Source organism: Niveibacterium terrae, assembly GCF_048213115.1.
GTDB lineage: Bacteria > Pseudomonadota > Gammaproteobacteria > Burkholderiales > Rhodocyclaceae > Niveibacterium > Niveibacterium terrae.
Genome location: NZ_CP172404.1, coordinates 1,732,965 through 1,754,939, shown reverse-complemented (window position 1 = coordinate 1,754,939; position 21,975 = coordinate 1,732,965). Strand labels below are relative to the sequence as shown.

The 21,975-nt window shown below is 63.7% G+C and carries 23 protein-coding genes and 3 tRNA genes; 6 read left to right on the top strand and 20 right to left on the bottom strand.

Annotation, left to right across the window (positions count from 1 at the left end; translation table 11 throughout):
- Positions 1 to 44: 44 nt before the first annotated feature.
- The 6 genes from motB to gltX all read right to left on the bottom strand — a co-directional run bounded on the left by motB (position 45) and on the right by gltX (position 5,078).
- Positions 45 to 1,019: a flagellar motor protein MotB gene (gene motB, locus ACHFB9_RS08115; RefSeq protein ID WP_417070967.1), complete on the bottom strand. Its 975-nt coding sequence runs from the start codon at positions 1,017 to 1,019 to the stop codon at positions 45 to 47.
- 36 nt (positions 1,020 to 1,055) lie between these two features.
- Positions 1,056 to 1,910, bottom strand: a complete 855-nt coding sequence (gene motA, locus ACHFB9_RS08110; RefSeq protein WP_417070965.1) for a flagellar motor stator protein MotA — start codon at positions 1,908 to 1,910, stop codon at positions 1,056 to 1,058.
- 191 nt (positions 1,911 to 2,101) lie between these two features.
- A complete protein-coding gene (flhC, locus tag ACHFB9_RS08105; protein WP_417070963.1) occupies positions 2,102 to 2,650 on the bottom strand; it encodes a flagellar transcriptional regulator FlhC in 549 nt (182 codons plus the stop codon).
- Positions 2,651 to 2,659: 9 nt separating this feature from the next.
- Positions 2,660 to 2,962 carry a flagellar transcriptional regulator FlhD gene (gene flhD, locus ACHFB9_RS08100; RefSeq protein ID WP_417070961.1) on the bottom strand — a complete coding sequence of 101 codons (303 nt, stop codon included), beginning with the start codon at positions 2,960 to 2,962 and terminating at the stop codon, positions 2,660 to 2,662.
- 272 nt (positions 2,963 to 3,234) lie between these two features.
- Positions 3,235 to 3,474 carry a hypothetical protein gene (locus ACHFB9_RS08095; RefSeq protein ID WP_417070960.1) on the bottom strand — a complete coding sequence of 80 codons (240 nt, stop codon included), beginning with the start codon at positions 3,472 to 3,474 and terminating at the stop codon, positions 3,235 to 3,237.
- A gap of 203 nt (positions 3,475 to 3,677) precedes the next feature.
- Positions 3,678 to 5,078: a glutamate--tRNA ligase gene (gene gltX, locus ACHFB9_RS08090; RefSeq protein ID WP_417070958.1), complete on the bottom strand. Its 1,401-nt coding sequence runs from the start codon at positions 5,076 to 5,078 to the stop codon at positions 3,678 to 3,680.
- Between the two features lie 124 nt (positions 5,079 to 5,202).
- On the opposite strand from gltX, the gene ACHFB9_RS08085 reads away from it, so the two are divergent.
- The 4 genes from ACHFB9_RS08085 to ACHFB9_RS08070 all read left to right on the top strand — a co-directional run bounded on the left by ACHFB9_RS08085 (position 5,203) and on the right by ACHFB9_RS08070 (position 5,954).
- Positions 5,203 to 5,277, top strand: a tRNA-Val gene (locus ACHFB9_RS08085).
- 24 nt (positions 5,278 to 5,301) lie between these two features.
- Positions 5,302 to 5,376, top strand: a tRNA-Val gene (locus ACHFB9_RS08080).
- A gap of 186 nt (positions 5,377 to 5,562) precedes the next feature.
- On the top strand, positions 5,563 to 5,835 hold the full coding sequence (locus ACHFB9_RS08075; RefSeq protein WP_417070956.1) for an HU family DNA-binding protein: 273 nt from the start codon (positions 5,563 to 5,565) through the stop codon (positions 5,833 to 5,835).
- A gap of 43 nt (positions 5,836 to 5,878) precedes the next feature.
- Positions 5,879 to 5,954 (top strand) — tRNA-Val (locus ACHFB9_RS08070).
- A gap of 106 nt (positions 5,955 to 6,060) precedes the next feature.
- Here the strand turns inward: ACHFB9_RS08070 and ACHFB9_RS08065 are convergent.
- The 5 genes from ACHFB9_RS08065 to ACHFB9_RS08045 all read right to left on the bottom strand — a co-directional run bounded on the left by ACHFB9_RS08065 (position 6,061) and on the right by ACHFB9_RS08045 (position 10,217).
- On the bottom strand, positions 6,061 to 6,741 hold the full coding sequence (locus ACHFB9_RS08065) for a type 1 glutamine amidotransferase domain-containing protein (protein ID WP_417070954.1): 681 nt from the start codon (positions 6,739 to 6,741) through the stop codon (positions 6,061 to 6,063).
- A 14-nt stretch (positions 6,742 to 6,755) separates the two neighbouring features.
- Positions 6,756 to 7,784: an NADP-dependent oxidoreductase gene (locus ACHFB9_RS08060; RefSeq protein ID WP_417070952.1), complete on the bottom strand. Its 1,029-nt coding sequence runs from the start codon at positions 7,782 to 7,784 to the stop codon at positions 6,756 to 6,758.
- Entirely contained in the window at positions 7,784 to 8,938 is a 1,155-nt protein-coding gene (locus tag ACHFB9_RS08055) for an iron-containing alcohol dehydrogenase (RefSeq protein ID WP_417070951.1), read from the bottom strand. The genes ACHFB9_RS08060 and ACHFB9_RS08055 overlap by 1 nt, the downstream gene beginning before the upstream one ends.
- A gap of 81 nt (positions 8,939 to 9,019) precedes the next feature.
- Positions 9,020 to 9,610, bottom strand: a complete 591-nt coding sequence (locus tag ACHFB9_RS08050) for a TetR/AcrR family transcriptional regulator (RefSeq protein ID WP_417070949.1) — start codon at positions 9,608 to 9,610, stop codon at positions 9,020 to 9,022.
- 139 nt (positions 9,611 to 9,749) lie between these two features.
- Positions 9,750 to 10,217 carry a hypothetical protein gene (locus ACHFB9_RS08045; RefSeq protein ID WP_417070948.1) on the bottom strand — a complete coding sequence of 156 codons (468 nt, stop codon included), beginning with the start codon at positions 10,215 to 10,217 and terminating at the stop codon, positions 9,750 to 9,752.
- Positions 10,218 to 10,438: 221 nt separating this feature from the next.
- Between ACHFB9_RS08045 and ACHFB9_RS08040 the strand changes: the two genes are divergently transcribed.
- Both ACHFB9_RS08040 and ACHFB9_RS08035 read left to right on the top strand, forming a co-directional pair.
- Entirely contained in the window at positions 10,439 to 11,245 is an 807-nt protein-coding gene (locus tag ACHFB9_RS08040) for an EAL domain-containing protein (protein ID WP_417070946.1), read from the top strand.
- 9 nt (positions 11,246 to 11,254) lie between these two features.
- Positions 11,255 to 12,367, top strand: coding sequence for a sigma-54 interaction domain-containing protein (locus ACHFB9_RS08035; RefSeq protein WP_417070944.1), 1,113 nt, complete (start codon positions 11,255 to 11,257; stop codon positions 12,365 to 12,367).
- Here ACHFB9_RS08035 and ACHFB9_RS08030 read toward each other — a convergent pair whose 3' ends face one another.
- The 9 genes from ACHFB9_RS08030 to cysK all read right to left on the bottom strand — a co-directional run bounded on the left by ACHFB9_RS08030 (position 12,368) and on the right by cysK (position 21,940).
- Entirely contained in the window at positions 12,368 to 13,375 is a 1,008-nt protein-coding gene (locus ACHFB9_RS08030; protein WP_417070942.1) for an arginine N-succinyltransferase, read from the bottom strand.
- Between the two features lie 11 nt (positions 13,376 to 13,386).
- Positions 13,387 to 14,424, bottom strand: coding sequence for an arginine N-succinyltransferase (locus ACHFB9_RS08025; RefSeq protein WP_417070940.1), 1,038 nt, complete (start codon positions 14,422 to 14,424; stop codon positions 13,387 to 13,389).
- Complete coding sequence (locus ACHFB9_RS08020) at positions 14,421 to 15,632, bottom strand: aspartate aminotransferase family protein (RefSeq protein ID WP_417070938.1); 1,212 nt, start codon at positions 15,630 to 15,632, stop codon at positions 14,421 to 14,423. Before ACHFB9_RS08020 ends, ACHFB9_RS08025 begins: the two co-directional genes overlap by 4 nt.
- A 106-nt stretch (positions 15,633 to 15,738) precedes the next feature.
- Complete coding sequence (locus ACHFB9_RS08015; protein WP_417070936.1) at positions 15,739 to 16,728, bottom strand: GlxA family transcriptional regulator; 990 nt, start codon at positions 16,726 to 16,728, stop codon at positions 15,739 to 15,741.
- Positions 16,729 to 16,969: 241 nt separating this feature from the next.
- Positions 16,970 to 18,748 carry a family 2A encapsulin nanocompartment cargo protein cysteine desulfurase gene (locus ACHFB9_RS08010; RefSeq protein WP_417070934.1) on the bottom strand — a complete coding sequence of 593 codons (1,779 nt, stop codon included), beginning with the start codon at positions 18,746 to 18,748 and terminating at the stop codon, positions 16,970 to 16,972.
- Between the two features lie 4 nt (positions 18,749 to 18,752).
- Positions 18,753 to 19,682 (bottom strand): family 2A encapsulin nanocompartment shell protein, encoded by a 930-nt coding sequence (locus tag ACHFB9_RS08005; RefSeq protein ID WP_417070932.1) that lies wholly within the window; start codon positions 19,680 to 19,682, stop codon positions 18,753 to 18,755.
- A gap of 68 nt (positions 19,683 to 19,750) precedes the next feature.
- On the bottom strand, positions 19,751 to 20,023 hold the full coding sequence (locus ACHFB9_RS08000) for a helix-turn-helix domain-containing protein (RefSeq protein WP_417070930.1): 273 nt from the start codon (positions 20,021 to 20,023) through the stop codon (positions 19,751 to 19,753).
- Complete coding sequence (epsC, locus tag ACHFB9_RS07995) at positions 20,007 to 20,969, bottom strand: serine O-acetyltransferase EpsC (protein ID WP_417070928.1); 963 nt, start codon at positions 20,967 to 20,969, stop codon at positions 20,007 to 20,009. The genes ACHFB9_RS08000 and epsC overlap by 17 nt, the downstream gene beginning before the upstream one ends.
- Positions 20,966 to 21,940 (bottom strand): cysteine synthase A, encoded by a 975-nt coding sequence (cysK, locus tag ACHFB9_RS07990; RefSeq protein ID WP_417070926.1) that lies wholly within the window; start codon positions 21,938 to 21,940, stop codon positions 20,966 to 20,968. The genes epsC and cysK overlap by 4 nt, the downstream gene beginning before the upstream one ends.
- Positions 21,941 to 21,975: the final 35 nt, after the last annotated feature.

Sequence of the window (21,975 nt, the reverse complement as noted above, 5' to 3'; positions counted from 1 at the left end):
TTGTATTCAGACGCCCACCGGGCTCGAACAGCCTCGCCACGAGATCAGGGCTTCTTTGCAGTCGGCAGGGCAGGCAGCTCGGAGCTTGCCTCCCCTGAGTCATTCGCTGCACCTTCTGTCGGGTTTGTCTTCGCATCCTTGTCCAGAGTCTGGCCAGACTGGGCCAGCATCTCTTCGGTGTGCCGGTTCATCACGACGATACTGATCCGCCGGTTGATTGCAGCATAGGGATTTTTGACGTCGATAGGAACCGTCGCAGCGAGGCCGACCACGCGCGCGATCTTGGCCTCCGCCAGTCCCGCAAAAACCATCTCGCGCCGGCTGGCGTTGGCCCGATCGGCCGAGAGTTCCCAATTGCCGACGCCCTTGTCCCCCCCCGCATAGGGCGTCGCGTCAGTATGCCCAGAGAGACTGATCCGGTTGTCGATGTCGTTGAGCGAGATCGCAACCGCATGGAGTATCTCGCGGGTATAGCTCTTCAGAGTCGCGGCCCCCGAGTCGAACATCGGCCGGTTCCGCTCGTCGACAATCTGGATTCTCAAGCCTTCGCTGGTGATATCGAGGAGGAGCTGATTCTTGAATTGACGCAGCGTCGGATTCGCTTCGATCAGCGCTTCGATTTTCCGCTTGGCTTCCTCGAATTTTGCCCGCTCGGCCTTCTCCAGGCTGGCGGGATCGACCTGCGCGGCCTTCATCCTCTTCTGATGCGAGGGCGTATCGGAACGGGCAACCTGGCCGACGGTGCGGGTCAGATCCTCGCCGCCACCGGGGATCAGCGAAGTCGCATCGCCCGAGCCGCTGCCTCCCGACATCGACACTTTGAGCGGCGACTCGAAGTATTCAGCGATGCCTTTCAGGTCAGCCTGGGTCGTCGAACCGAGCAGCCACATCAACAGGAAGAAGGCCATCATCGCAGTCACGAAGTCGGCATAGGCGAGCTTCCACGCGCCCCCGTGCGCGCCGCCCCCGCCCTTCTTGATCTTCTTGACAACAATAGGTTGCTGGGTTGCTTCAGCCATTTGCACTCGCCGCGTTCACCGTCATTCTGGAATCGATCACTTCTTGCGGTTCTTGATCTCGGTTTCCAGCTCGGCAAAGCTCGGCCGGTCGGACGAGAAAAGCACTTTGCGCCCAAACTCGATCGCGACTTGAGGTGCATAGCCGTTCATGCTGGCCAGCAGCACGACCTTGATGCACTGGAAGATCTTCGCGCCCTCCTCGACCTTGAGCTCGAGCTGGCTCGCGATCGGTGAGATGAAACCATAGGAGAGCAGGATGCCGAGAAAAGTCCCGACCAGTGCTCCGCCGATCATCTTGCCCAGCACGGCCGGAGGCTCGCCAACCGAGCCCATCACGTTCACAACCCCCATCACCGCAACGACGATACCGAAAGCCGGCAGAGCGTCGGCGGTCTTGGCGACCGCGTGCGCGGGAGCATGAGCCTCCTCGTGATGAGTCTCGATCTCCATGTCCATCAGGTTTTCGATCTCAAAGGCGTTCAGATTGCCGCCGACCATCATCCGCAGATAGTCGGTCAGGAACTCGGTCGCATGGTGATCGGCCGTCACGCTCGGGTATTTGCCAAAGATCGAGCTGCTCTCGGGATTCTCGACGTCGCTCTCGATCGACATCAAACCTTCCTTGCGCACCTTGGCCAGGATCTCGTAGAGCATCGCGAGCAGATCCATGTACATCGCCTTGTTGTACATCGATCCTTTGAAGATCGAGGGGATTGCGCCTAGGGTCGCCTTGATCGTCTTCGAACCGTTGCTGGCGATGAAGGCGCCGACCATCAGGCCGATGATCGCTCCATACTCGGCAGGCACCCACAGCGCGGCAAGGCTGCCGTGGATCGCATATGTACCCAATGCGGCCGCCAAAGCCACCACATAGCCGATGATCAAAAACATGCCCGACCTTCCCCTGTTTCGCGATGCGGCGCAAAGCCGCTACTGTAATCGTATCGGCACCGGGACGGGAAACTTAAGCTGACCGCAGTCATGCGATCAGCGCCGATCCGCCCTTAGCAGAAGCCCGAAAGGCACAAAAGGGGTCAAGAACCTTTGATGCAGGCAGCAACGCGGAATGCGGCAAAGAAGGCTCAATCGGCCTCAGCGGGCGCACTCGCCAAGGCGGCGCGGCGCGTCTTGCCAGCGCGCGAAGGCATGTGACAGAGACCACAAACGTAGTCGTGGGTCGGATCGAACGCATGGGCAACGAAGCGCCCGCCACAGCAGGTGCAGGTCGTGCGCTGGAGCATCTTCGCATCGAAGAATCGATTCAGAGTCCAGGCCCGGGTCAGGCTCAGCACGACATCGAGCTGGTGCTGCTCACAGTGATCCAGATACATCCGGAACGCCGAGAGAATCGCAGCAAGCCCATCCATCCCGGCGTTCTCGCTCAGGAAGTCATAGAAACCCAGATAGAGCGAAGCGTGGATGTTCTGCTGCCAGCTCATGAACCAGTCGGTCGAAAACGGCAGCATGCCCTTGGGAGGGGACTCCCCGCGCACCTCCTTGTAAAGACGCAGCAGACGCTCACGCGAAAGCCCTGTCTCGGCTTCGAGCATCTGCATCCGCGCCCCCAGCCGGATCATTTCGATCGCGCGCTGGGTATCGACGGCGTCCTGAACCACGCTGCGACTAGCCATGATTCCGGCTCAGGCGAGATTTTCGACCGGACGGGAGGAAGCCACAATCGCCGCATGAATGCTGGAGATTCCAGCGTCGCGTTCGTGCCCGGAGAGCAGATTCAGCAACAGCTCGTCACTGAAGCGAACCTGACACAGCACCATACCCGAGCCGGCCATGCGCAAAACCTGAGCGGGAGAGAGGTCCGCAATCACGTCGGCGGCATCGACACCAAGCCCCAGCTGGAACATCGCCGAAGCGCGGTCTTCGGCCAGCAGGCGCTGAGCGAGCATCAGATAAGACAGGTTCAGCTCGCGAATTTCTTCTGACATTCGTGCGGTGCGCATGTTTTCCCCCAATTTCCCTCTTCGAGAGAGGTTTTTCTGTGAGACGAACAGTAACGCGGCGCTTCGTGAAACTTGAGTCGGAATTTGCCCAAATGTTGAGTAGGAAATCATTGAGTCACTCGCGTAGGAATTACTCCTACACAGAAAGACCATCGAGAGATGGCGCTCCCGGAAGTTCTTCAACCTGTCCAGCATAGCGAATCCCGCCGCCGAATACACCCCGGCAACACCCCCCATTGCGGGGGATCAAAGAGGATTCAGACGAAGACGTCGACCACCCGTCCTATCGCCTTGCCCCCGCGAGCAAGCGCATCAACCCCACCGGACAGCGTTCCGGTCGCCCCGGTTACAACCGAACCGACCGCATGAACGCCTGTGCCGATATCCCGCTCGACGGAGCGAACCGCTTCCCGAACTCCCCGATCGATCGCCCTGACCCCGACGGGCGCGAGAGCGACGACTACTCCGGCAGCAGCAAGCGATCCGATCGAGCTCATCACAAGCCTTTCTTGTTTGCAGCCATTGTGCAAGAAATGTTGCCGGCCGCGCGTTTAAACTTCCTCATCTGCTTTGACGGCGAAAACTTCAGGAGCTTTAGGCTTTGCTGCAAATAAAACCCGCCTCCCGCCCGAGCGATGGATACGGGCATAAAAAAAGCGGGGCAGGAAACCCTGCCCCGCTCATTCAAACGCAATCGAATTCAGCCTAACCGGGAGAGGCGCTCAAGCGTGCGCTCGCGCCCGAGCAGCTCGAGCACCTGATCGATGGAAGGCGTGTGCTCGACACCGAAAAGAGCAACCCGAAGAGGAATCGCCAGAAGGTGCATCTTCTTGAGTCCCTGCTCGGCACAGCACGCCTTGATCGCATCGTTCAGCGCCGCGGCATTCCAGTCGACCTCGGCGAACTTGGTCTTCAAACTCATCAATGCGCCCCTCCCCGCCTCGCCCAGGTGTTTCTCGACGAGCGCCGGCGCGATTTCGAACTCGGCATAGAAGGGTTCAAGCGCGTCGACGAGCTGAACCAGCGTGCTGGCGCGCTCGCGGTAGAGCGCGACCAACGCAGTCAGTTCCACACCGCCCGCCACCTCGACTCCGCGCTGGGCGAGCCGTGCAGCAACCAGCTCAGCCAGCGCTGCGGGGGCCAGCTCACGCAGATAGTGCGCATTGAGCCAATCGAGCTTACCGAAGTCGAACTGCGCCGCCGACGGCGTGATGCGATCGAGATCGAACCATTCGACGAGCTTCTCGCGGGAGAACACTTCGTCATCGCCGTGGCTCCACCCCAGGCGAGCCAGATAATTGATCACCGCATCGGGCAGATAGCCGTCGGCGTCGTACTGCATCACACTGACCGCGCCGTGACGCTTGGAGAGCTTCTGTCCGTCCGGCCCCAGGATCATCGACAGGTGTGCGTACTCGGGCACTTCGGCGCCGAGCGCGCGCAGGATGTTGATCTGGCGCGGAGTGTTATTGACGTGATCGTCACCGCGGATCACATGGGTGATATTCATATCCCAGTCATCGATGACGACACAGAAATTGTAGGTCGGCGTGCCGTCCGGGCGGGCGATGATCAGATCGTCGAGTTCGGCGTTGTCAAACTCGATCGCCCCCTTGACGATGTCGTTCCAGCCCACCTTGCCCGAAGTCGGGTTGCGGAAGCGAACAACCGGCTTGACGCCTTCGGGCACGGCCGGCAGAACCTTGCCTGGCTCTGGACGCCAGCGCCCGTCGTAACGGGGCTTCTCACCACGGGCGCGCTGAGCTTCGCGGATCTCGGTGAGTTCCTCGGGCGTCGTGTAGCACAGATAGGCCCGGCCATCGGCAAGCATTTCGGCGATCACCTGGCGGTAGCGATCCATCCTCTGCATCTGATAGAAAGGACCTTCGTCCCAGTCCAGCCCCAGCCATTTCATGCCGTCGAGAATTGCCTGAACCGCCTCGGGCGTCGAGCGCGCAAGATCGGTATCCTCGATGCGCAGGATGAAGTCGCCGCCGTGATGGCGGGCGTAGGCCCAGGAGAAAAGCGCGGTGCGCGCGCCTCCAATATGAAGAAAACCGGTCGGGCTGGGGGCAAAGCGGGTACGGATACGTCTGGCCATGAAAACTGTCCGGAGAAAATTTCAACCTGACTATTTTACCGGACGCGAAGACATCGCGCGCAGATCATTGACCTCAGGCGAACTTGTCGCTACCATAGCGAGCTTCGCGTTATTCGCGATCGAAGGGCAGTTAGCTCAGTGGTAGAGCATCGCCTTCACACGGCGGGGGTCACTGGTTCAATCCCAGTACTGCCCACCAACCTTCGATCACATAAGCACCCCCGGGCAGTTAGCTCAGCGGTAGAGCATCGCCTTCACACGGCGGGGGTCACTGGTTCGATCCCAGTACTGCCCACCATCTCCAAAATCTTCAAGCCCCCTCCGGGAAAGCGCCCCCGGGCGAGCTTGACAGCTCATTTTCCGCTGGTTATAAAGTCGCGACAGCTTGGTGCGGTGCGAAAACCCAGCGCCGGCAATGTTTTCGGCTTGGTTTACCGGGTTTGCAAGAATTTCCGTTTCTCACGACCGAATTGAGGGGATTTCTGTGAATAAGTCCGAACTGATTGACCGCGTCGCCCAGGATGCCGATATATCAAAAGTCGAAGCCGGGCGGGCCATCGACGCGCTGATTGAAGCCGTCAAGCAGTCGCTAAAAAAGGGGGAAGACGTAACCCTGGTGGGTTTCGGCACCTTCACGGTCGGAGAGCGCGCAGCCCGAAGCGGCCGCAACCCCCAGACCGGCGCGACGATTGCGATCGAAGCCGCCAAGGTTCCGAAATTCCGCGCTGGCAAGGCGCTCAAGGATGCGTTAAACTAGTCGGCTTCGTTCAGACAGGGCGCTTTCCTGTCGAGCGACAGGCGGGTGCTTAGCTCAGTTGGTAGAGCGTCGCCCTTACAAGGCGAATGTCGGCGGTTCGAGCCCGTCAGCACCCACCACGAAATACCACAAAATCAAGGACTTGAGAGATCAAGTCCTTTTTTGTTGCCTATCGAAATGCGACAAGGCGCAGTCCGCCCTGTCGCCCCCCCCCCTTCGCCGATCTCAGGCCTTGAGCAACCCCAGCAGTTCGTGCGCCACGAGCTCTGACGATGCCGGGTTCTGGCCGGTGACAAGATGGCCATCGACCAGCGCATAAGGCGCCCAGTCGGGGCCCTTCGAATAGTCGCCGCCATTGGCCTTGAGCATGTCCTCGACGAGGAAAGGCACGATGCTGGTGAGCTGAACGCCCTCCTCCTCGGTATTGGTGAAGCCGGTGACCCGGCGCCCCTTGACCAGCGGCTCCCCGTTGGCGGCGCGGGTGTGGCGGAAGATGCCCGGGGCGTGGCAGACCGCGGCGACGGGTTTGCCGGCCGCAAACATCGTCTCGATCAGCGAGATCGACTTCGCGTCCTCGGCGAGGTCCCAGAGCGGGCCGTGGCCGCCCGGATAGAACACCGCATCGAAATCTGCCGGCTCGATATCGGCGAGTTTGTGCGTCGCGGCCAGATGCGCAATGCTGGCTTCGTCGGTCTTGAAGCGCAGCGTCGCAGCGGTCTGAGCCGAGGGGTCGTCGCTCTTCGGATCCAGCGGCGGCTGCCCGCCCAGCGGCGAAGCCAGAGTGATGTCGGCACCCGCGTCCTTGAAGACATAGTAGGGAGCGGCAAACTCTTCGAGCCAGAAGCCGGTCTTCTTGCCCGTATCGCCGAGTTGATCGTGCGAGGTCAAAACCATCAGGATTTTCATCGTGTTCTCCATGATTACTCGTCGGCGCCGACCTGGATGATCAGCTTGCCGAAGTTGTGCCCCTGCAACAGACCGATGAAGGCCTGAGGAGCGTTTTCAAGACCGCTAACGATGTCTTCGCGATAGCGGACGGTTCCGTTGGCAACCCACTCGCCCATCGTCTTCAGGAACTCCGGATAGTGCGAAGCGTAGTCGTCGAAGATGATGAAGCCCTGCATCCGGATGCGCCGGGTCAGCAAGGTGCGCATCAAAAGCGGGCTGCGATCCGGCCCGGCGGGCAACCCGGTCGCGTTGTACTGCGCGATCAGACCGCACAGAGGCACCCGCGCACCGGTGTTGAGCAGAGGCAGCACCGCATCGAAGACGACTCCGCCCACGTTCTCGAAATACACGTCGATGCCCTGCGGGCAGGCAGCGGCAAGTTCGGCGGCGAGATCGGGACTGCGGTGATCCAGACAGACATCGAAACCGAGCTCCTCGACCGCGTAGCGGCACTTCTCGGCGCCACCGGCGATGCCGACGACGCGGCAGCCCTTGAGCTTCGCAATCTGCCCGACGACAGAGCCGACCGCTCCGGTCGCCGCCGCGACAACGACAGTCTCGCCCGCCCTGGGCTGCCCGATCTCCAGCAAACCCATGTAGGCGGTGAAACCCGTCATGCCCAGCACCCCGAGCGCGAGCGAAGGTCTGGCCATCCCGCTCAGCTTGTGCAGCCCCACTCCGTCGGAGAGCGCATGGCTCTGCCACCCCGTATAGGCCAGCACCCACTCACCGGCCTGATAATCGGGGTGACGCGAAGCCTCGACCCTGCAGACGGTCGCACCGACCATCACGTCTCCCTCGTTCATCGCCGCCGCGTAGGATTTGGCCGCGCTCATCCGGCTGCGCATATACGGATCGAGCGACAGATAGACCGTGCGCAGCAAGAGCTGCCCGTCCGCGGGCTGAGGAATCGGCCCGTATTCGATGCGGAAGTTCGCGACGGTGGGCGCGCCCTCGGGGCGCGAGGCGAGAAGCACTCGCGTGTTTTGTCCGGGTGTCATCACAGCGCTTGCTCCAGGATTTTTTGGCTCAGGGAAAGGTCGATGTCCTTGCGCTCGCCGATCGCGGTCATGCCGTGCGCTTCGAGCTGCGCGAGGATCGCGGCAATCCCGTCGGCATCGACGCCATAGGCGGACAGCCGGGTCGGCAGTCCGAGGGACTCGAAGAAAGCGCGGGTGCGCTCGATCGCCGCATCGATGCGCTGTTCCTGGTCACCGTCGCGGATCCCCCAGACACGCTCGGCGTACTGGAGCAGCTTCGCGCGCTTGGCTTCACGGCGCACCAGCAGGTTCGCCGGCAGCACCGCGGCCAGCGTCCGGGCATGGTCAATGTTGTACTTCGCGGTCAGCTCGTGGCCCAGAACATGGGTGCTCCAGTCCTGGGGCACGCCCGCCCCGATCAGCCCGTTCAAGGCCAGCGTCGCGGTCCACATCAGATTGGCCCGCGCGGAGTAGTCGAAGCCTTCGACGGCGGTCGGCCCCTGTTCGATCAGGGTCAGCAGCAAGCCTTCGGCCAGCCTGTCCTGCACATGGCCGCCCGCCGGAAAAGTCAGATATTGCTCAACGATGTGAATGAAGGAATCGACGACACCATTGGCGAGCTGGCGCTGCGGCAGCGTATTGGTCTTGACCGGGTCGAGGATCGAGAACACCGGAAACAGCAGAGGGCTGAAGAACGGCAGCTTGGCCCCCTGCGCCTTGATCGTGACCACCGCTCCGTTGTTCATCTCCGAGCCCGTCGCCGGCAGGGTCAGGACCACACCCAACGGAAGGGTCTGCGCGATCTTGCGCCCGAAGGTGTGGAGGATTTCGATCGGCTCGCCCTCGTAGCGCGCCGCCGCGGCGACGAATTTGGTGCCGTCGATGACCGAGCCGCCCCCGACCGCGAGCAGGAAGTCGATCCGGTTCTTCTTCACCTCCTCGACGGCCCGCATCATCGTCTCATAGCTGGGGTTCGGCTCGATGCCGCTGAATTCGAACACCTGACGCTCACCGAGCACGGCGCGCACTTCGGCAAGCGTGCCGTTCTTGCGCGCGCTCTCCCCGCCCAACAGGATCAACACCCTGGCCTGGGCCGGCACCAGAGTCGCCAGCTCTGCGAGCTTGCCTTCACCGAAAGCGATTCGGGTCGGATTGTAGAAGTCGAAATTTTGCATCGCATTCCTCACTTATTAGACCGGTCGTCTATCTTTTGAACCGAAAAGAACGGCGTTACAGAAACGCCGTCCAGAAACTGTTTACTTCAAACCGAGCATCTCGCGCGTTGCCGTGAACGCCGAATCGAGAGTGCTGTCATCGCGCCTCAACTTGGCCAGCAGGCTCGCCCCCAGCCAGGTCTCGTACAACCACAGCGCCAGCTCTGGCGCAGCGCGCGGGTTCAGGATCGAGCCATCGCTCTGCCCGGTTGCGATGCATTCGGCGAGCCGCGCCAGAATATCCTCGGTGCCCTTGAGCATCGTCGAGCGCATCGCGTCCGACAGATCCGCCACTTCCGCCGCGAGCTTGACGATCAGGCACTTTCCGCTGTCGTCCTCGCCGCCCTGGATCTCGATCCAGCGCTGCAGGTAAAGCCCCAGGCGTTCTGCCCCCGTCTTGCCTTCCTGCTTGAGCAGTGCGCCCATCCGCTCCAGATAGCCCGCGAAATACGATTCGAGCAAGGCGTCGCCGTAGAGTTCTTTCGACGCGAAGTAATGGTAAAAAGAGCCTTTCGGCACGCCCGCACTGCTCAGAATCTCGGTCAGCCCCACCCCGACGAAGCCCCGGGCCGCGATCAGGCGCTGACCGCAGTCGAGAATGTGCTGACGAGTATCGATGAATTTTTCTTTCACGGAACAGACTCTACACAAGATTAGACCGGTCGTCTAGTTTTTTGGTCGCTTAAGATCCACCTCTGTGTTCAAACGGCCGTCATTGGAAGAGCCGGGGCTTCGCTACGCTCGCAGCCGACAAACCAGTCGGCTCGGTTGCTCAGCCCAGGCTTGCCCGCGGCGACGCGAACGCCCGCTGATGAGTCAGGCCTCCAGCGAGGAGAGCGAGGTCGGAATCCTCGTACTCGGCTTCAAGCACGTCGAGCACCCAGACTCCGACCAGGTCGGCCTTTCCGCATTCGGCGTGAAGGCGCTCGTGCACCTCCTGAAAAAGGCGGCCGAGAAAGTGCCGCTCAGCCGTCTGGGCAACGATATTGAGAAATTCCCCCCCCTGCCCGCCAAAGCCCAGAGTCAGGCGTTGCTGCAGACCAAGCGTGTGGATCAGCTTGCGATCGCTGGCGAGCTGACTCTGCAGTTCGAGCAGCAGCAGACGCCCATCAGGCGCCAGAAGCACGGCCGGATTGAGCATCAGGCGGGTATGCCCGTTGTCGGACATCACGATGATCCGGGTGCTCTCTTCAGCGGCAATCAACGCGCGCTGGCTGGCTGACAGGGGACGGATATCCATCGTTCTCTCCACAGGGAAACCTGCGTTCAAGATTACCCGCGCCCATCCGGCCTGTGAAATACAAAAACCTTATTAGCTCCAACATAAAGCCTGATGCCCCCTGCCTGATCGGCACTGCATAAGCATCTGAAAAACCGTTCGTTCCTGACGCGGATGGCAAGCCGTACAGTGCAACAAGAGCCCGGACGTGACGGGTTCGGCCTACCCAGTCCGGAGTTCCCATGTCATCGAGCGTCCCGTCCTATCTCGAACAACTGGTGCGTCATCCCGAGACCGACAAACGCCTATGGCTCGATCCGGATCAGCGAGTCGTCGGCAAGTTCCTGCGCTGCCAGCTCGCCAGCGTCTTCCAGCCCGTCATCGACCTGAACGAGCAGACGAGTATCGCCCGCGAAGCTTTCGTGCGCTCCTGGCACCAGACCGAATCCCGGCTCTCGCCCTGGAGCCTGTTCGCGTCGGCCGCACACGACGAGGATGTCGTCGAGCTCGACCGTTTGTGCCGCACCGTCCATCTGTTGAACCATTTCTCGGGCCTGCACGCGAACGAACCGCTGATCGTCAATGTGCACGACCGACTTCTCGCCGCGGTCGCCGGCGATCACGGCCGATCCTTCCGGCGCGTGCTCGACGCGCTGGCAATTTCCCCCTCGCGCGTCATCATCGAAACGCCCGAGAGCGTCTGCCTCGATCGCAGCCTGCTCGCCTTCGTCGTCGCGAACTACCGCCTGAACGGTTTCCGGATTTCGGTCTCGGTCGGTCGCGCCAGCGATGTCCAGAAAGTGCTCGGCATCGTCCGACCCGACTACCTGAAAGTGGATGGGCGGCGAATCCCCAGCACCGCCGAAGCCGCCCATGTTCTGGCGCTGGCCGAGGCGAACGGCGTGCGCACGATCATTCAGCGCGTCGAAACGCACGATCAGCTGAACACCTTGCGGGAGGCCGGCATCACGCTGGTCCAGGGCTTCGCGCTCGCCGCGCCGTCCGCCGTCCCCGCCCAACAAACGCCGCTCGCCACGACCGCGGCTTAAGGAAAAGACATGAATCCCGTCGAGGCACGAATCTTCGAGGACAAGGAACCCCGCCCCGCGCGAGGTCGCAACTCCACCGCCACGCGCACGCTGATCGCCTTCCCCGAAGCGGAATCGAACACGCTGTCCATCCGCGCCAAAGCCCTGGTCTTCAATGACCCGCGCTCCGCGCACCTGCTCGAACACGTCGAGCGAATCGCCCGCAGCACGGCCAATGCGCTGATCGTCGGGGAAACCGGAACGGGCAAGGAACTGGTCGCAAGGCATATCCATGCCTGCAGCGGTCGCGAAGGCCCTTTCGTCGCCGTCAACTGCGGGGCCTTCAGCGAACAGCTGATCGAGGCCGAGCTGTTCGGCCATGAAGCCGGAGCGTATACGGGAGCACTCCAGGCCAGAGCCGGATGGTTTGAAGCGGCACGCGGCGGCACCCTCTTCCTCGACGAGATCGGCGATCTGCCGCTGGCGATGCAGGTCAAACTGCTGCGCGTGCTGCAGGAGCGAAAAGTGATACGGTTGGGTTCGCGCACCGCGATTCCCGTCGATGTCCGTCTGGTCGCGGCGACCAATGTCGAGCTCGAAGAAGCGATCATCGCCGGCAACTTCCGCGCCGACCTCTTCTACCGCCTCGATGTCGCGACGATCGAGCTGCCGGCGCTGCGCGATCGCCGCGGCGACATCCTGCCACTGGCCGAATACTTCGCCGAGCGTTTCCGGCGCAAGATGAAGCTCCCTGGCGTCGAGCTCGGCGACGACGCCGTTCAGGCTCTGGTCGATTACGACTGGCCGGGCAATATCCGCGAACTGGAGAACGTGATCCACTTCGCACTGATCGTCTGCAGGGACGGGCGGATCGCGCGCGCCGACCTCAAACTGCGCAGCGCCGGCTTCGTCCGCTGTGCCACCGCGAGCCAGGAGCGCGGAGGGGACGACAAGACCGAGCTCGCCCGCGCGCTCGACCGCCTGCTCGATCGCGGCGAGGGCAATCTGGTCGCCGAAGTCGAGCAGACCCTGGTCACCCTGGCGCTCGCGCGCTGCGAAGGCAATCAGGTGCACACCGCCCGTGCTCTGGGCATCACCCGCAACGCTCTGCGCACCCTGCTTGCCCGTTATGAGCTGCTCTAGCTAGCGCGCGGCGGGAACGACGCGCAGGCTCTGGCCGGCCGCAAGGCGCAAGCGATCGAGGTCTTGCGCACTCAGCGCGAAACGGCCATCGACGACTTCGCCGCGCGCGACGATGACGCGGAAATCCTCGGTCTTGCGGTTCGAGACGAGGTAGGGCCGGCCTTCGCCGGCTTCGCCTTCGACCGCTTCGACGACCTGGCTCTGGCGCAGCGAGCGGATCTCGTGCCGGGGCGCTTCGAGGATGGGGCCACCGTCGAAGATGTCGATGTGACCATGGAAGTGAAAACCCTCGCCTTCGAGCAAGGCCCGCGCCGGTCGCGCCGTCGGATGCGGCGTAGCGATCGCCGCCCTCGCCTCTTCCGGAAGGAAGGCCGTATAGACGGGATGCTGAGGCATCAGCTCGCCGATCAGGCCGCGACCGCTGACGCCCGACAGGTAGTCTTCACGGATATACGGAGTCCGGTAAAAATGCCGGCCCAGTCCATCCCAGAAAGGCGAAGCCCCCGTCTCGTCGCAGACGCCTCTCAGACCGCCGACGATACGTTCGGCAAAGCGCTGCGGAAATTCGGCGATGAAGAGCAGCCTCGCCTTCGAGAGCAGCGCCCCATTGCCGCCGCGCCGGTACTCGGGATGCAGGTAAAGCGCGACGAGTTCCGAGGCTCCGGTCTGGTCGTTGGTCAGGAAGAGGGTCTGGAGCTGACGGTGGACGCCGATCTCGCGCGAGCACGAAACGGCCGTGCCGAGCCGGAAGCAGTAACGCACTTCGTCGGAGCCGAGTTCGGAGGCGATGCCGCTCGTGCCGATCAGGCGCTCGCGCCCCTCGTCCTCAAAAGCAAAAAGGTAATTCGCTTTCGTCGCGGCCGAGCCGGCAAAGGATGCGACCGAGATATCGATCAGCCGCGCCAGGCTGTCTTCGCTCGGTTGAGCCGCGGTCAGACCGACCCCGGCGACGCGGGAGAGTTCGAACAGCTGAGCGAGGTCGGTGCGGACGATGGGGCGGATCAGCATGGATTTGCCTTTCACAGCGGTGCGAGTACGACGCTCGCACCCGGGACGACGCCCAGCCGGACGCAGTCTTCCTCGGCCAGCCAAACTTCGCCCTTGAGCGCATCGAAGGCGGCGCGGGCAATGCAGGCACGGAACCCGGACAGTTCTAGATTGGCGATCAGGTATTCGGCCGCAGCGCTGCCGAGAGGATGCACTCTGACCGTCGCCTGTTTGTGCTGGGCGACGGTGCGAATCTCCTCGGTCCTCGCCTGGACCACCGCACCGCCGTCAAAGATATCGACATAGCGTTCGGTGTCGAAACCTTCGCGCATCAGGATCTCGCAAGGCAGACGCGAGAACGGATGGATCTGACCGATCGCATCCTGGGCTTCGGGCGGCAGCAAGGGCACATAGATCGGGTGCTGAGGCATCAGCTCGGCGATGAAGGAGCGGCCCTTGACACCGCAGTAGAACTCGGCAAGCGGATAGTCGATGCCGAAAAAGTGGCGTCCCAGCGCATCCCACAGCGGCGCATGACCTTCGTCGTCGCACGGTCCCAGCATCGCCGAGACGACGTGATCGGAGAAGCGCTGACGGTGAGCCGCGATGAACAGCATCCGGGCGCGCGAGAGCAGCTCGGCCGTCGAACCGAAACGGTACTGAGGGTCGAGCACGAAGGAAGTGAGCAGCGTCGAACCGGTCAGATCGTGGCACAGCGACAGCACATGCACCCGATGGTGGATGTTCAGCTCACGACAGGCGTGGATCAGCGTGTCGTTGCGAAAGTGATAGACCGGCTCGTCGAAGCCCGCCGAGGCGACGATCGCGCAGGTTCCGACCACTTCGCGGTCCGACGAGCGTTCCAGCACGAAGAAATAGCTCTCCTCGCCGCAGCCGGAAACCTCCGAACTCAGAGCGGCCTGGGACGCGGCGATCTTGTCGAAGAGCTTCTCGCGCGAGCGCGGCAGCGAGATCACCCCGACCGGACTTGCGCCGGCGATGCGCTCGACCGCCGGCAGGTCCGTATAGACCGCCGGCCTCAACACGAAGCGCAGCTGCGTGTCGCTCATACCGGGAAGACCGAGGCCACCGCCCTCTCAAGGCGGGCGAGGCCTTCATCGATTTCGGCGTCGGAGATGATCAGCGACGGCGCCATCCGGATCACGTCCGGCCCGGCCAGCAGAACCATCAGGCCTTCGCGGGTCGCCGCCGCCATCACATCCTTGGCGCGACCGGCGTGCTCGCTCTTGAGCTGCCAGCCGAACCAGAGGCCGCTATAGCGCAGCTCTTCGAAGGCCGGATAGCGTTCGGCGATCGCCGCAATGCCGCGCGCGATCCGCTCGGCGCGAACCGTCACGCCGCCCAGCACCTCCGGCGTATCGATGATCTCGAGCACCCGGGCGCCGACCGCGCAGGCGAGCGGATTGCCCCCGAAGGTCGTGCCGTGCACGCCGACCGAGAAATGCTTGGCCAGCTCGGCCGTCGTCAGCATCGCGCCGATCGGAATGCCGCCGCCCAAGCCCTTGGCCGTGGTCAGGATGTCCGGCGCGATTCCGTACTGCTGATAAGCGTAGAGCTTGCCGGTACGGCCGACTCCGGACTGAACTTCGTCGAAAACCAGCAGCGCATCGTTAGCCCGCGTGAGCTCGCGCAGGCCCTGGATGAATTCGGGCGTTCCCGGGATGATGCCGCCTTCGCCGATCACCGGCTCGACCATCACCGCGCAGGTCTTCTTCGAGATCAGCTTCGCGACCGAATCGAGGTCGTTGAAGCTCGCGTGGGAGATGCCGGCCGGGCGAGGCCCGAAGCCGGACGAATACTTGGCCTGACCGCCCACCGACACCGTGAAGAGCGTGCGGCCGTGAAAGGAGCCCTTGAACGAGATGATCTCGTGCTTGTCCTCGCCGAAGCGGTCATGCGCGACGCGGCGCGCAAGCTTGAGCGCGGCTTCGTTCGCCTCGGCGCCGGAGTTGGCGAAGAACACGCGCTCGGCGAAAGTGCTGCGCACCAGATGGTCCGCAAGGCGCAGGGCCGGTTCGTTCGTATAGATGTTCGAGACGTGCCAGAGCTTGTTCGCCTGCTCGGTCAAGGCGGCGATCAGCGCCGGATGGGCATGGCCCAGCGAAGTGACCGCGATGCCGCCCCCGAAGTCGATGTAATCACGCCCCTCCTGGTCCCAGACGCGCGAGCCTTGGCCGCGCACCGGCAAAAAAGCCTGAGGAGCATAGGCGGGAACCATCACGCGCTCGAAATCGGCGCGAGAGAACTGGGCGGTCATCATCAATCCTTTCTGAATCGTTCAACAACATTCCGGGGACTCAGCCCCTTTGTTCTTTGCGGAGGTCTCGGGCGAGCCACCGCGTCAGTCGCCCGAGCGGTGCCGGTCAATCGGCACCCCGCTCGGCGGCGGCGGAGGGGGAAGATACGGTTTCGACATCGCCGCGCAGCCTGTCCTCGCGCGGCGTCACGCCAAAGCGGTTGCGATAGGCGCTGGAGAAATGCGGCCCGGACGCAAAACCACAGGCCAGTCCTATCTGGACGATGGACTGACGGGTCGAGCGCAGCAGCTGGCGGGCGCGCTGCAGCCTCAATTCCAGGTAGTACTGCGACGGCACCGCTTCGAGATAACGTTTGAACAGGCGCTCGAGCTGACGCCGCGAAACGCCGACCCGCTCGGCGATCTGATCGGTCGTCAGCGGCTCTTCGAGGTTGGCTTCCATCAGCGCGACGGTCCGCGCGACCTTGGGGTCGACCGCTGAACCGGCATCGGCGCCCAGTGGCACGGGCTGACGCTCCTCGCTGGCGCGTGCGCGCGGGATCATCCAGCGCGCCGCCAGCGCGTTCGCCGGCTCGGCGCCAACGCAGCTGGCGAGCCAGCAGATCAGCGCATCGGCCACCGCGACGCCGCCAGCGACGCTCCACCACTTGCCCGAGCGGCTGTACAGCCTGTCCGTATAGTGGTGATCGGAATTGGCCGCGAGATAGCGCTGGGCCATGTGCCAGGGCAGAGACAGAGTCAATCCGCCGAGAAAACCCAGACGCGCGAGCGGGAAATGCGCACCGCCGACCACCATCACCTCGCCGGCCGAGCTGAGCGCCTGACCGATCGCATTTTTCTGCGCCTCGCTGGCCGCGCCACGGGGCGGCAGCGCTTCGGCGCCGAACACGATCAGCAGGTCAAACGCGGGAGCTTCAGCGAGATCCATGTCCGAGCTGATCCTCTCGCCGCCCTCGCGCGATCCGGAGCCATCGCTGAGCAGAACCTGAGCCAGCGATCCGGCGCAGGCCTGCTCGGCATCGGTCAGCAGGCTGCGCGCCAGGGCCGGTTCGGCCAGCGGATAGCCAGGCAGGAGGAGCAGACCGATTCGGATCATCAGCGCAAACGGGGGAGGAAACCCGCAAGTTTAGAGGAATCTCGCGTCCCTGCCGCGACGATTTCGCTCAAGGCCGCCAATCGAAGCCACGGCTGTCTCGTCGGACATGAAACGGCGGAGCTGATCTCTCACCGAAACAATGCTCCGGCAAGGACAACTGCGGCCGGGAACGAGTGCCCGTCAACATAAAACGGCCCGCACTTTCCGGTGCGGGCCGTTTTTTTGCGCCAGCAGGGATGAGTCAGCGGCGCGCGGCGAGGCGTTTGACGACCGCGACCAGCGCGTCGACTTCGGCGCAGGTGTTGTAGAAGGCCAGAGAGGGCCGAACCGTCGTCTCCAGGCCAAAACGGCGCAGGATGGGCTGGGCGCAATGGTGACCGGAGCGCACCGCAATGCCCTCCTCGTTCAGCGCCCGCCCGACCTCTTCGGTCGTATGGCCGGCGAGCACGAAGGACAACACGCTGGCTTTCTCGGAAGCGGTCCCGATGATCCGCACGCCGGAAATCGCGCGCAGGGCCTGGGTCGCATAGCCGAGCAGCGCCTCCTCATAGCGCCCGATCGCCTCGATTCCTATCCGGCTCACATAGTCGAGCGCGGCACCGAGGCCCACCGCATCGGCGATGTTGCCAGTGCCGGCCTCGAAGCGATTCGGAGCCTTCTGGTACAGCGTCCGCTCGAACGTGACGTCGGCGATCATGTTGCCGCCGCCCTGCCAGGGCGGCATCGCGTCGAGGATCTCGGCCTTGCCATAGACGACGCCGATTCCGGTCGGGCCGTAGATCTTGTGCCCGGAGAAGATGAAGAAGTCCGCGTCGAGCGAACGGACATCGACCTTCAGGTGCGAGATCGACTGAGCCCCATCGACCAGCACTTTCGCACCGACCCGGTGAGCCATCGCGATGATCTCGCGGACCGGAGTGACCGTGCCCAGCGCGTTCGAAACCTGGGCGATCGCGACCAGCTTCGTGCGCTCGCCCAGCAGGCTGCCATAGGCATCGAGCAGGATCTGGCCGTCATCGTCGACCGGGATCACGCGGATCTTCGCGCCGGTCTGAGCCGCGAGCTGCTGCCACGGAACGATGTTCGCATGGTGTTCCAGCTGCGAGACGACGATCTCATCGCCGGCGCCGATGTTCTGCACGCCCCAGGTCTTCGCAACCAGGTTGATCGCTTCGGTCGCGCCGCGCACGAAGATGATCTCGCTGCTCGCTCCGGCTCCGATGAACTTCGCCACCTTGTCGCGCGCCGCCTCGTAGGCGTCGGTCGCCCGCGCGGCCAGATCGTGGGCGGCGCGGTGGATGTTGGAGTTCTCGTGCGCATAAAAGTACGCAAGCCGGTCAATCACCGCCTGCGGCTTGTGCGTCGTCGCCGCGTTGTCGAACCAGATCAAGGGCTTGCCGTGAACCCGCTCCTGCAGGATCGGAAAATCGCGGCGAACGGCCTGGACATCGAAGGGCGTGTAGCCGTTCGTCGCGCCCCCGGCGACGGGTTCGACGAAGTAATAACCGCCCGCCTCGCGAACCGGGTCGGGTCTGCGGGTCAGACTCAGCAGCTCGGCCAGATCCGCTTCGCCGGGCAAGCCGAAGGAGCGGGCCGAGACCCGGTCCTCGCGGCCCGAATCGAGCGCGGTCGGATAGCCGCCGCCGAGAAAGTAGAAACCGGATTCCGGACTCGTCGGCAGCGGCGCGGGCTGGGGCGCGGACAGAGCACCGACCTTGGGCAGCGAAGCCGCATAGGCTTCGGGCACTCCCCGGGACACGCCCGAGGCGCGCCCGGCCGCCGGCGAAGCATCGCTCACGCGGTCCGGGACACCGTTGCCCGCGCTCGCCTGGGGCAGCAGCGCCGGCGCTCTGCCGGCCAGAGCCAGCGTGCCGGCATCCACGCTGGGCGCCGCTTCCGGTCTGGTCAGCGCCGGCGACGGCGCGCCGTTCGGCAGCGCGGCCAGGAATTCCCCGGCCAGCCGCGCCAGAGTCGCCTCGTCGGGCAGGCCGACCGGAATTCCCGCACCCAGCGCGCTCACGCGATCACTTGTAGGTGTCGGGGTAGTCATGGTACTTGCCAATCTCCACATCTTCGAGCACGGCCAGCGCATCGTCGGTCAGCACCGCGAGCGAGCAATACAGCGAGATCAGATAGGACGCGATCGCGTTGCGGTTGATGCCCATGAAACGCACCGACAGCCCCGGGCTCTGCTCTCCGGCGAGGCCCGGCTGGAACAGGCCCACGACGCCCTGGCGCTTGTCGCCGACGCGCAGCAGCAGGATCTTGGTCTTGCCATCAGCGACCGGAACCTTGTCCGACGGGATCAGCGGGATGCCGCGCCAGGTCAGGAACTGGGAGCCGAAAAGGCTCACGGTCGGCGGCGGCACGCCGCGACGGGTGCATTCGCGGCCGAAAGCGGCGATCGCGAGCGGGTGGGTCAGGAAGAAAGCGGGCTCCTTCCAGACTTTCGTCAGCAGCTCATCGAGGTCGTCCGGGGTCGGCGCGCCGGTCAGCGGATAGACGCGCTGTTCCTCGGCGACATTCGCAAGCAGGCCGTAGTCCGGATTGTTGATCAGCTGGGATTCCTGGTGCTCCTTGATCGTCTCGATCGTCAGGCGCAGCTGTTCCTTGATCTGGTCGTGCGGGCTGCTGTAGAGGTCGGAAACGCGGGTATGGACATCCAGCACGGTCGAAACCGCGTTCAGGTTGTACTCGCGCGGATGCTCTTCATAGTCGACAAAGGTCGACGGAAGTTCTGCCTCATCGCGCTGGGCGCAGGCAACCTGGACTTCGCCCGGATTCCTGACCTTGTTGAGGCGGAAAATACCGGCTTCGACCGGCAACCACTGCAGGAAATGCACCAGCCAGCGCGGCGAAACCGTCGCCAGCTGAGGGACTGTCTTCGTCGCATTCGCAAGCTGACGTGCGGCGGCATCGCCCAACGCAGTCGGGATGCTCTGTTGCTCGGCCATCTCGTTTCCTTATCGTTGAAAAGTGTTCGGTTCAAACTTGCCAAGGGTGCATTCAGGCTTTGCAGCGCTCAACCGGCTATCGCCAGCAGACCGCTGTTTTCGTGCTCGCACAGGCCGACCAGCGACGAGAGGCGAAGATCGAAGGCCAGCGCGATCTTCTCGGCGCTGCCGATCGAAGGTTTCGCATCACCCCGCTCGATCTCGCCCAGATAGGACCGGTTCAGGTCGGCCAGCTCGGCAAGCTTCTCCTGTGACCAGCCCCGCTCCTGCCTCAAGCGTCGGGTCACGATCCCGAAACGGCTATCGACCCATCCCGGGGAAGACCTAGATTCCAGCGCCATCTTTCAAAGTCTCCTGTCGGCTCAATGCCTGTGAAACATGACTGCCCGGCGGCACGCTGCGCGTGAGCCAGATGTTGCCGCCTATCGAAGAAGCCCGGCCTATCGTGACCCGGCCGAGAATCGTCGCCCCGGCGTAGATCACGACGTCGTCCTCGACGACGGGGTGGCGCGGCAAACCCTTTTGCAGCGCCCCCTGCTCGTCTTTGTCGAAGCGTTTGGCGCCCAGCGTGACGGCCTGGTAGAGGCGCACCCGCTCGCCGATCACCGCGGTCTCGCCGATCACGACGCCGGTGCCGTGATCGATGAAGAAACCGGCACCGATCTGCGCGCCCGGGTGAATGTCTATGCCGGTCTCGGAGTGCGCGATCTCGGCGACCAGGCGCGCGAGCAGCGGCGCGCCGAGCCGGTAGAGCTGATGCGCGATCCGGTGATGGATCACGGCCAGAACACCCGGATAGCAGAGCAGCACTTCGTCGACGCTGCGCGCGGCCGGATCGCCGCGGAAAGCCGCTTCGACATCGGTGTCGAGCACGCGGCGGATACCGGGCAGCGCCGCGGCGAAGTCGCGGACGACGGAGATCGCATCGAGTTCGATCTGCGCCGCGCCGACCCCGCTCTGCCGGCTCGCATAGCCGAGCTCCAGCCTGAGCTGATGCAGCAGGGAACTGAGCGCCGCGTCCAGCGTGTGGCCGACGTAAAAATCCTCGCTCTGCTGGCGCAGATCCGCCGGCCCCAGGCGCATCGGGAAAAGGGCTCCGCACAGAGCGGAGACGATTTCCTTCAGCGCCTCGCGGGAAGGCAGATCGCGACCGCCGAACTCGGACGCGCGCCCCTGCGCGCGTCGCCAACGCTGGCGCGCTTCGCGCAGCCCGGTGACCACCGCGTCCAGATCCCAGTCGGGCCGGGCATGGACGAGCTGGTCAGCAGCGTTGGCATCGACGCTCATACCGGCTGGCCGGACGCGTCGAAGACGCCTTCGAACAGCACAGAGCTCAGATAGCGCTCGCCCGAATCGGGGAGGATGGCTACGATGGTCTTGCCAGCGTTTTCAGGCTTGTTCGCGAGCCTTACCGCCGCCGCGACCGCCGCACCGCTGGAGATGCCGGAGAGGATGCCTTCTTCGCGGGCCAGCCGCCGCGCAGTGGCCAGAGCGTCTTCGCTGCTGACCTGCTCGACCGAGTCGATCAGCGACAGATCCAGCACTTCGGGCACGAAACCGGCGCCAATGCCTTGAATCTTGTGCGGCCCCGGCTTGGGCGTTTCGCCATTGCGAACCTGGGTCAGAACCGGGCTGGTCGACGGTTCGACCGCGACGGCCTGGATCGCCTTGCCCCGCGACTTCTTCAGGTAGCGCGCAACGCCGGTGATCGTGCCGCCCGTGCCGACACCGGCGACCACGATGTCGACCTGACCATCGGTGTCGTCCCAGATCTCAGGGCCGGTCGTCGCTTCGTGGATCGCCGGGTTGGCCGGATTCTTGAACTGCTGCAGCAGCACATACTTCGGATCCGCAGCCGCGATCTCCTCGGCCTTGGCGACAGCCCCCGCCATTCCCTTGGCCCCTTCGGTCAACACCAGCTTGGCGCCAAAGGCGAGCAGCAGTTTCCTGCGCTCGATGCTCATCGTCTCGGGCATCGTCAACGTCAGCGGGATCCCCTTGGCCGCGGCGACAAAGGCCAGAGCGATCCCGGTATTGCCCGAAGTCGGCTCGACCAGCTCCTTGCCCGGGCCGAGCAGGCCGCGCTTCTCCGCGTCCCAGATCAGCGCCGCACCGATGCGGCACTTGACCGAGTAAGCCGGATTGCGGCCTTCGACCTTGACCAGCACCGTCGCCTTTGCCCCGTCGACGATGCGGTTGAGTTTGACCAGCGGGGTATGGCCGATGGACAGCGAGTTATCAGCAAAAACGTGGGACATCTGCAAACGCTCCGTTTCAGGATTTCAATTGAACA

What these genes read in the sequence shown, in the direction of transcription:
- motB (WP_417070967.1), bottom strand. Translation starts at nt 1,019, where the DNA reads ATGGCTGAAGCAACCCAGCAACCTATTGTTGTCAAGAAGATCAAGAAG.
- motA (WP_417070965.1), bottom strand. Translation starts at nt 1,910, where the DNA reads ATGTTTTTGATCATCGGCTATGTGGTGGCTTTGGCGGCCGCATTGGGT.
- flhC (WP_417070963.1), bottom strand. Translation starts at nt 2,650, where the DNA reads ATGGCTAGTCGCAGCGTGGTTCAGGACGCCGTCGATACCCAGCGCGCG.
- flhD (WP_417070961.1), bottom strand. Translation starts at nt 2,962, where the DNA reads ATGTCAGAAGAAATTCGCGAGCTGAACCTGTCTTATCTGATGCTCGCT.
- ACHFB9_RS08095 (WP_417070960.1), bottom strand. Translation starts at nt 3,474, where the DNA reads ATGAGCTCGATCGGATCGCTTGCTGCTGCCGGAGTAGTCGTCGCTCTC.
- gltX (WP_417070958.1), bottom strand. Translation starts at nt 5,078, where the DNA reads ATGGCCAGACGTATCCGTACCCGCTTTGCCCCCAGCCCGACCGGTTTT.
- ACHFB9_RS08065 (WP_417070954.1), bottom strand. Translation starts at nt 6,741, where the DNA reads ATGAAAATCCTGATGGTTTTGACCTCGCACGATCAACTCGGCGATACG.
- ACHFB9_RS08060 (WP_417070952.1), bottom strand. Translation starts at nt 7,784, where the DNA reads ATGACACCCGGACAAAACACGCGAGTGCTTCTCGCCTCGCGCCCCGAG.
- ACHFB9_RS08055 (WP_417070951.1), bottom strand. Translation starts at nt 8,938, where the DNA reads ATGCAAAATTTCGACTTCTACAATCCGACCCGAATCGCTTTCGGTGAA.
- ACHFB9_RS08045 (WP_417070948.1), bottom strand. Translation starts at nt 10,217, where the DNA reads ATGGATATCCGTCCCCTGTCAGCCAGCCAGCGCGCGTTGATTGCCGCT.
- ACHFB9_RS08040 (WP_417070946.1), top strand. Translation starts at nt 10,439, where the DNA reads ATGTCATCGAGCGTCCCGTCCTATCTCGAACAACTGGTGCGTCATCCC.
- ACHFB9_RS08035 (WP_417070944.1), top strand. Translation starts at nt 11,255, where the DNA reads ATGAATCCCGTCGAGGCACGAATCTTCGAGGACAAGGAACCCCGCCCC.
- ACHFB9_RS08030 (WP_417070942.1), bottom strand. Translation starts at nt 13,375, where the DNA reads ATGCTGATCCGCCCCATCGTCCGCACCGACCTCGCTCAGCTGTTCGAA.
- ACHFB9_RS08025 (WP_417070940.1), bottom strand. Translation starts at nt 14,424, where the DNA reads ATGAGCGACACGCAGCTGCGCTTCGTGTTGAGGCCGGCGGTCTATACG.
- ACHFB9_RS08020 (WP_417070938.1), bottom strand. Translation starts at nt 15,632, where the DNA reads ATGACCGCCCAGTTCTCTCGCGCCGATTTCGAGCGCGTGATGGTTCCC.
- ACHFB9_RS08015 (WP_417070936.1), bottom strand. Translation starts at nt 16,728, where the DNA reads ATGATCCGAATCGGTCTGCTCCTCCTGCCTGGCTATCCGCTGGCCGAA.
- ACHFB9_RS08005 (WP_417070932.1), bottom strand. Translation starts at nt 19,682, where the DNA reads ATGGCCGAGCAACAGAGCATCCCGACTGCGTTGGGCGATGCCGCCGCA.
- ACHFB9_RS08000 (WP_417070930.1), bottom strand. Translation starts at nt 20,023, where the DNA reads ATGGCGCTGGAATCTAGGTCTTCCCCGGGATGGGTCGATAGCCGTTTC.
- epsC (WP_417070928.1), bottom strand. Translation starts at nt 20,969, where the DNA reads ATGAGCGTCGATGCCAACGCTGCTGACCAGCTCGTCCATGCCCGGCCC.
- cysK (WP_417070926.1), bottom strand. Translation starts at nt 21,940, where the DNA reads ATGTCCCACGTTTTTGCTGATAACTCGCTGTCCATCGGCCATACCCCG.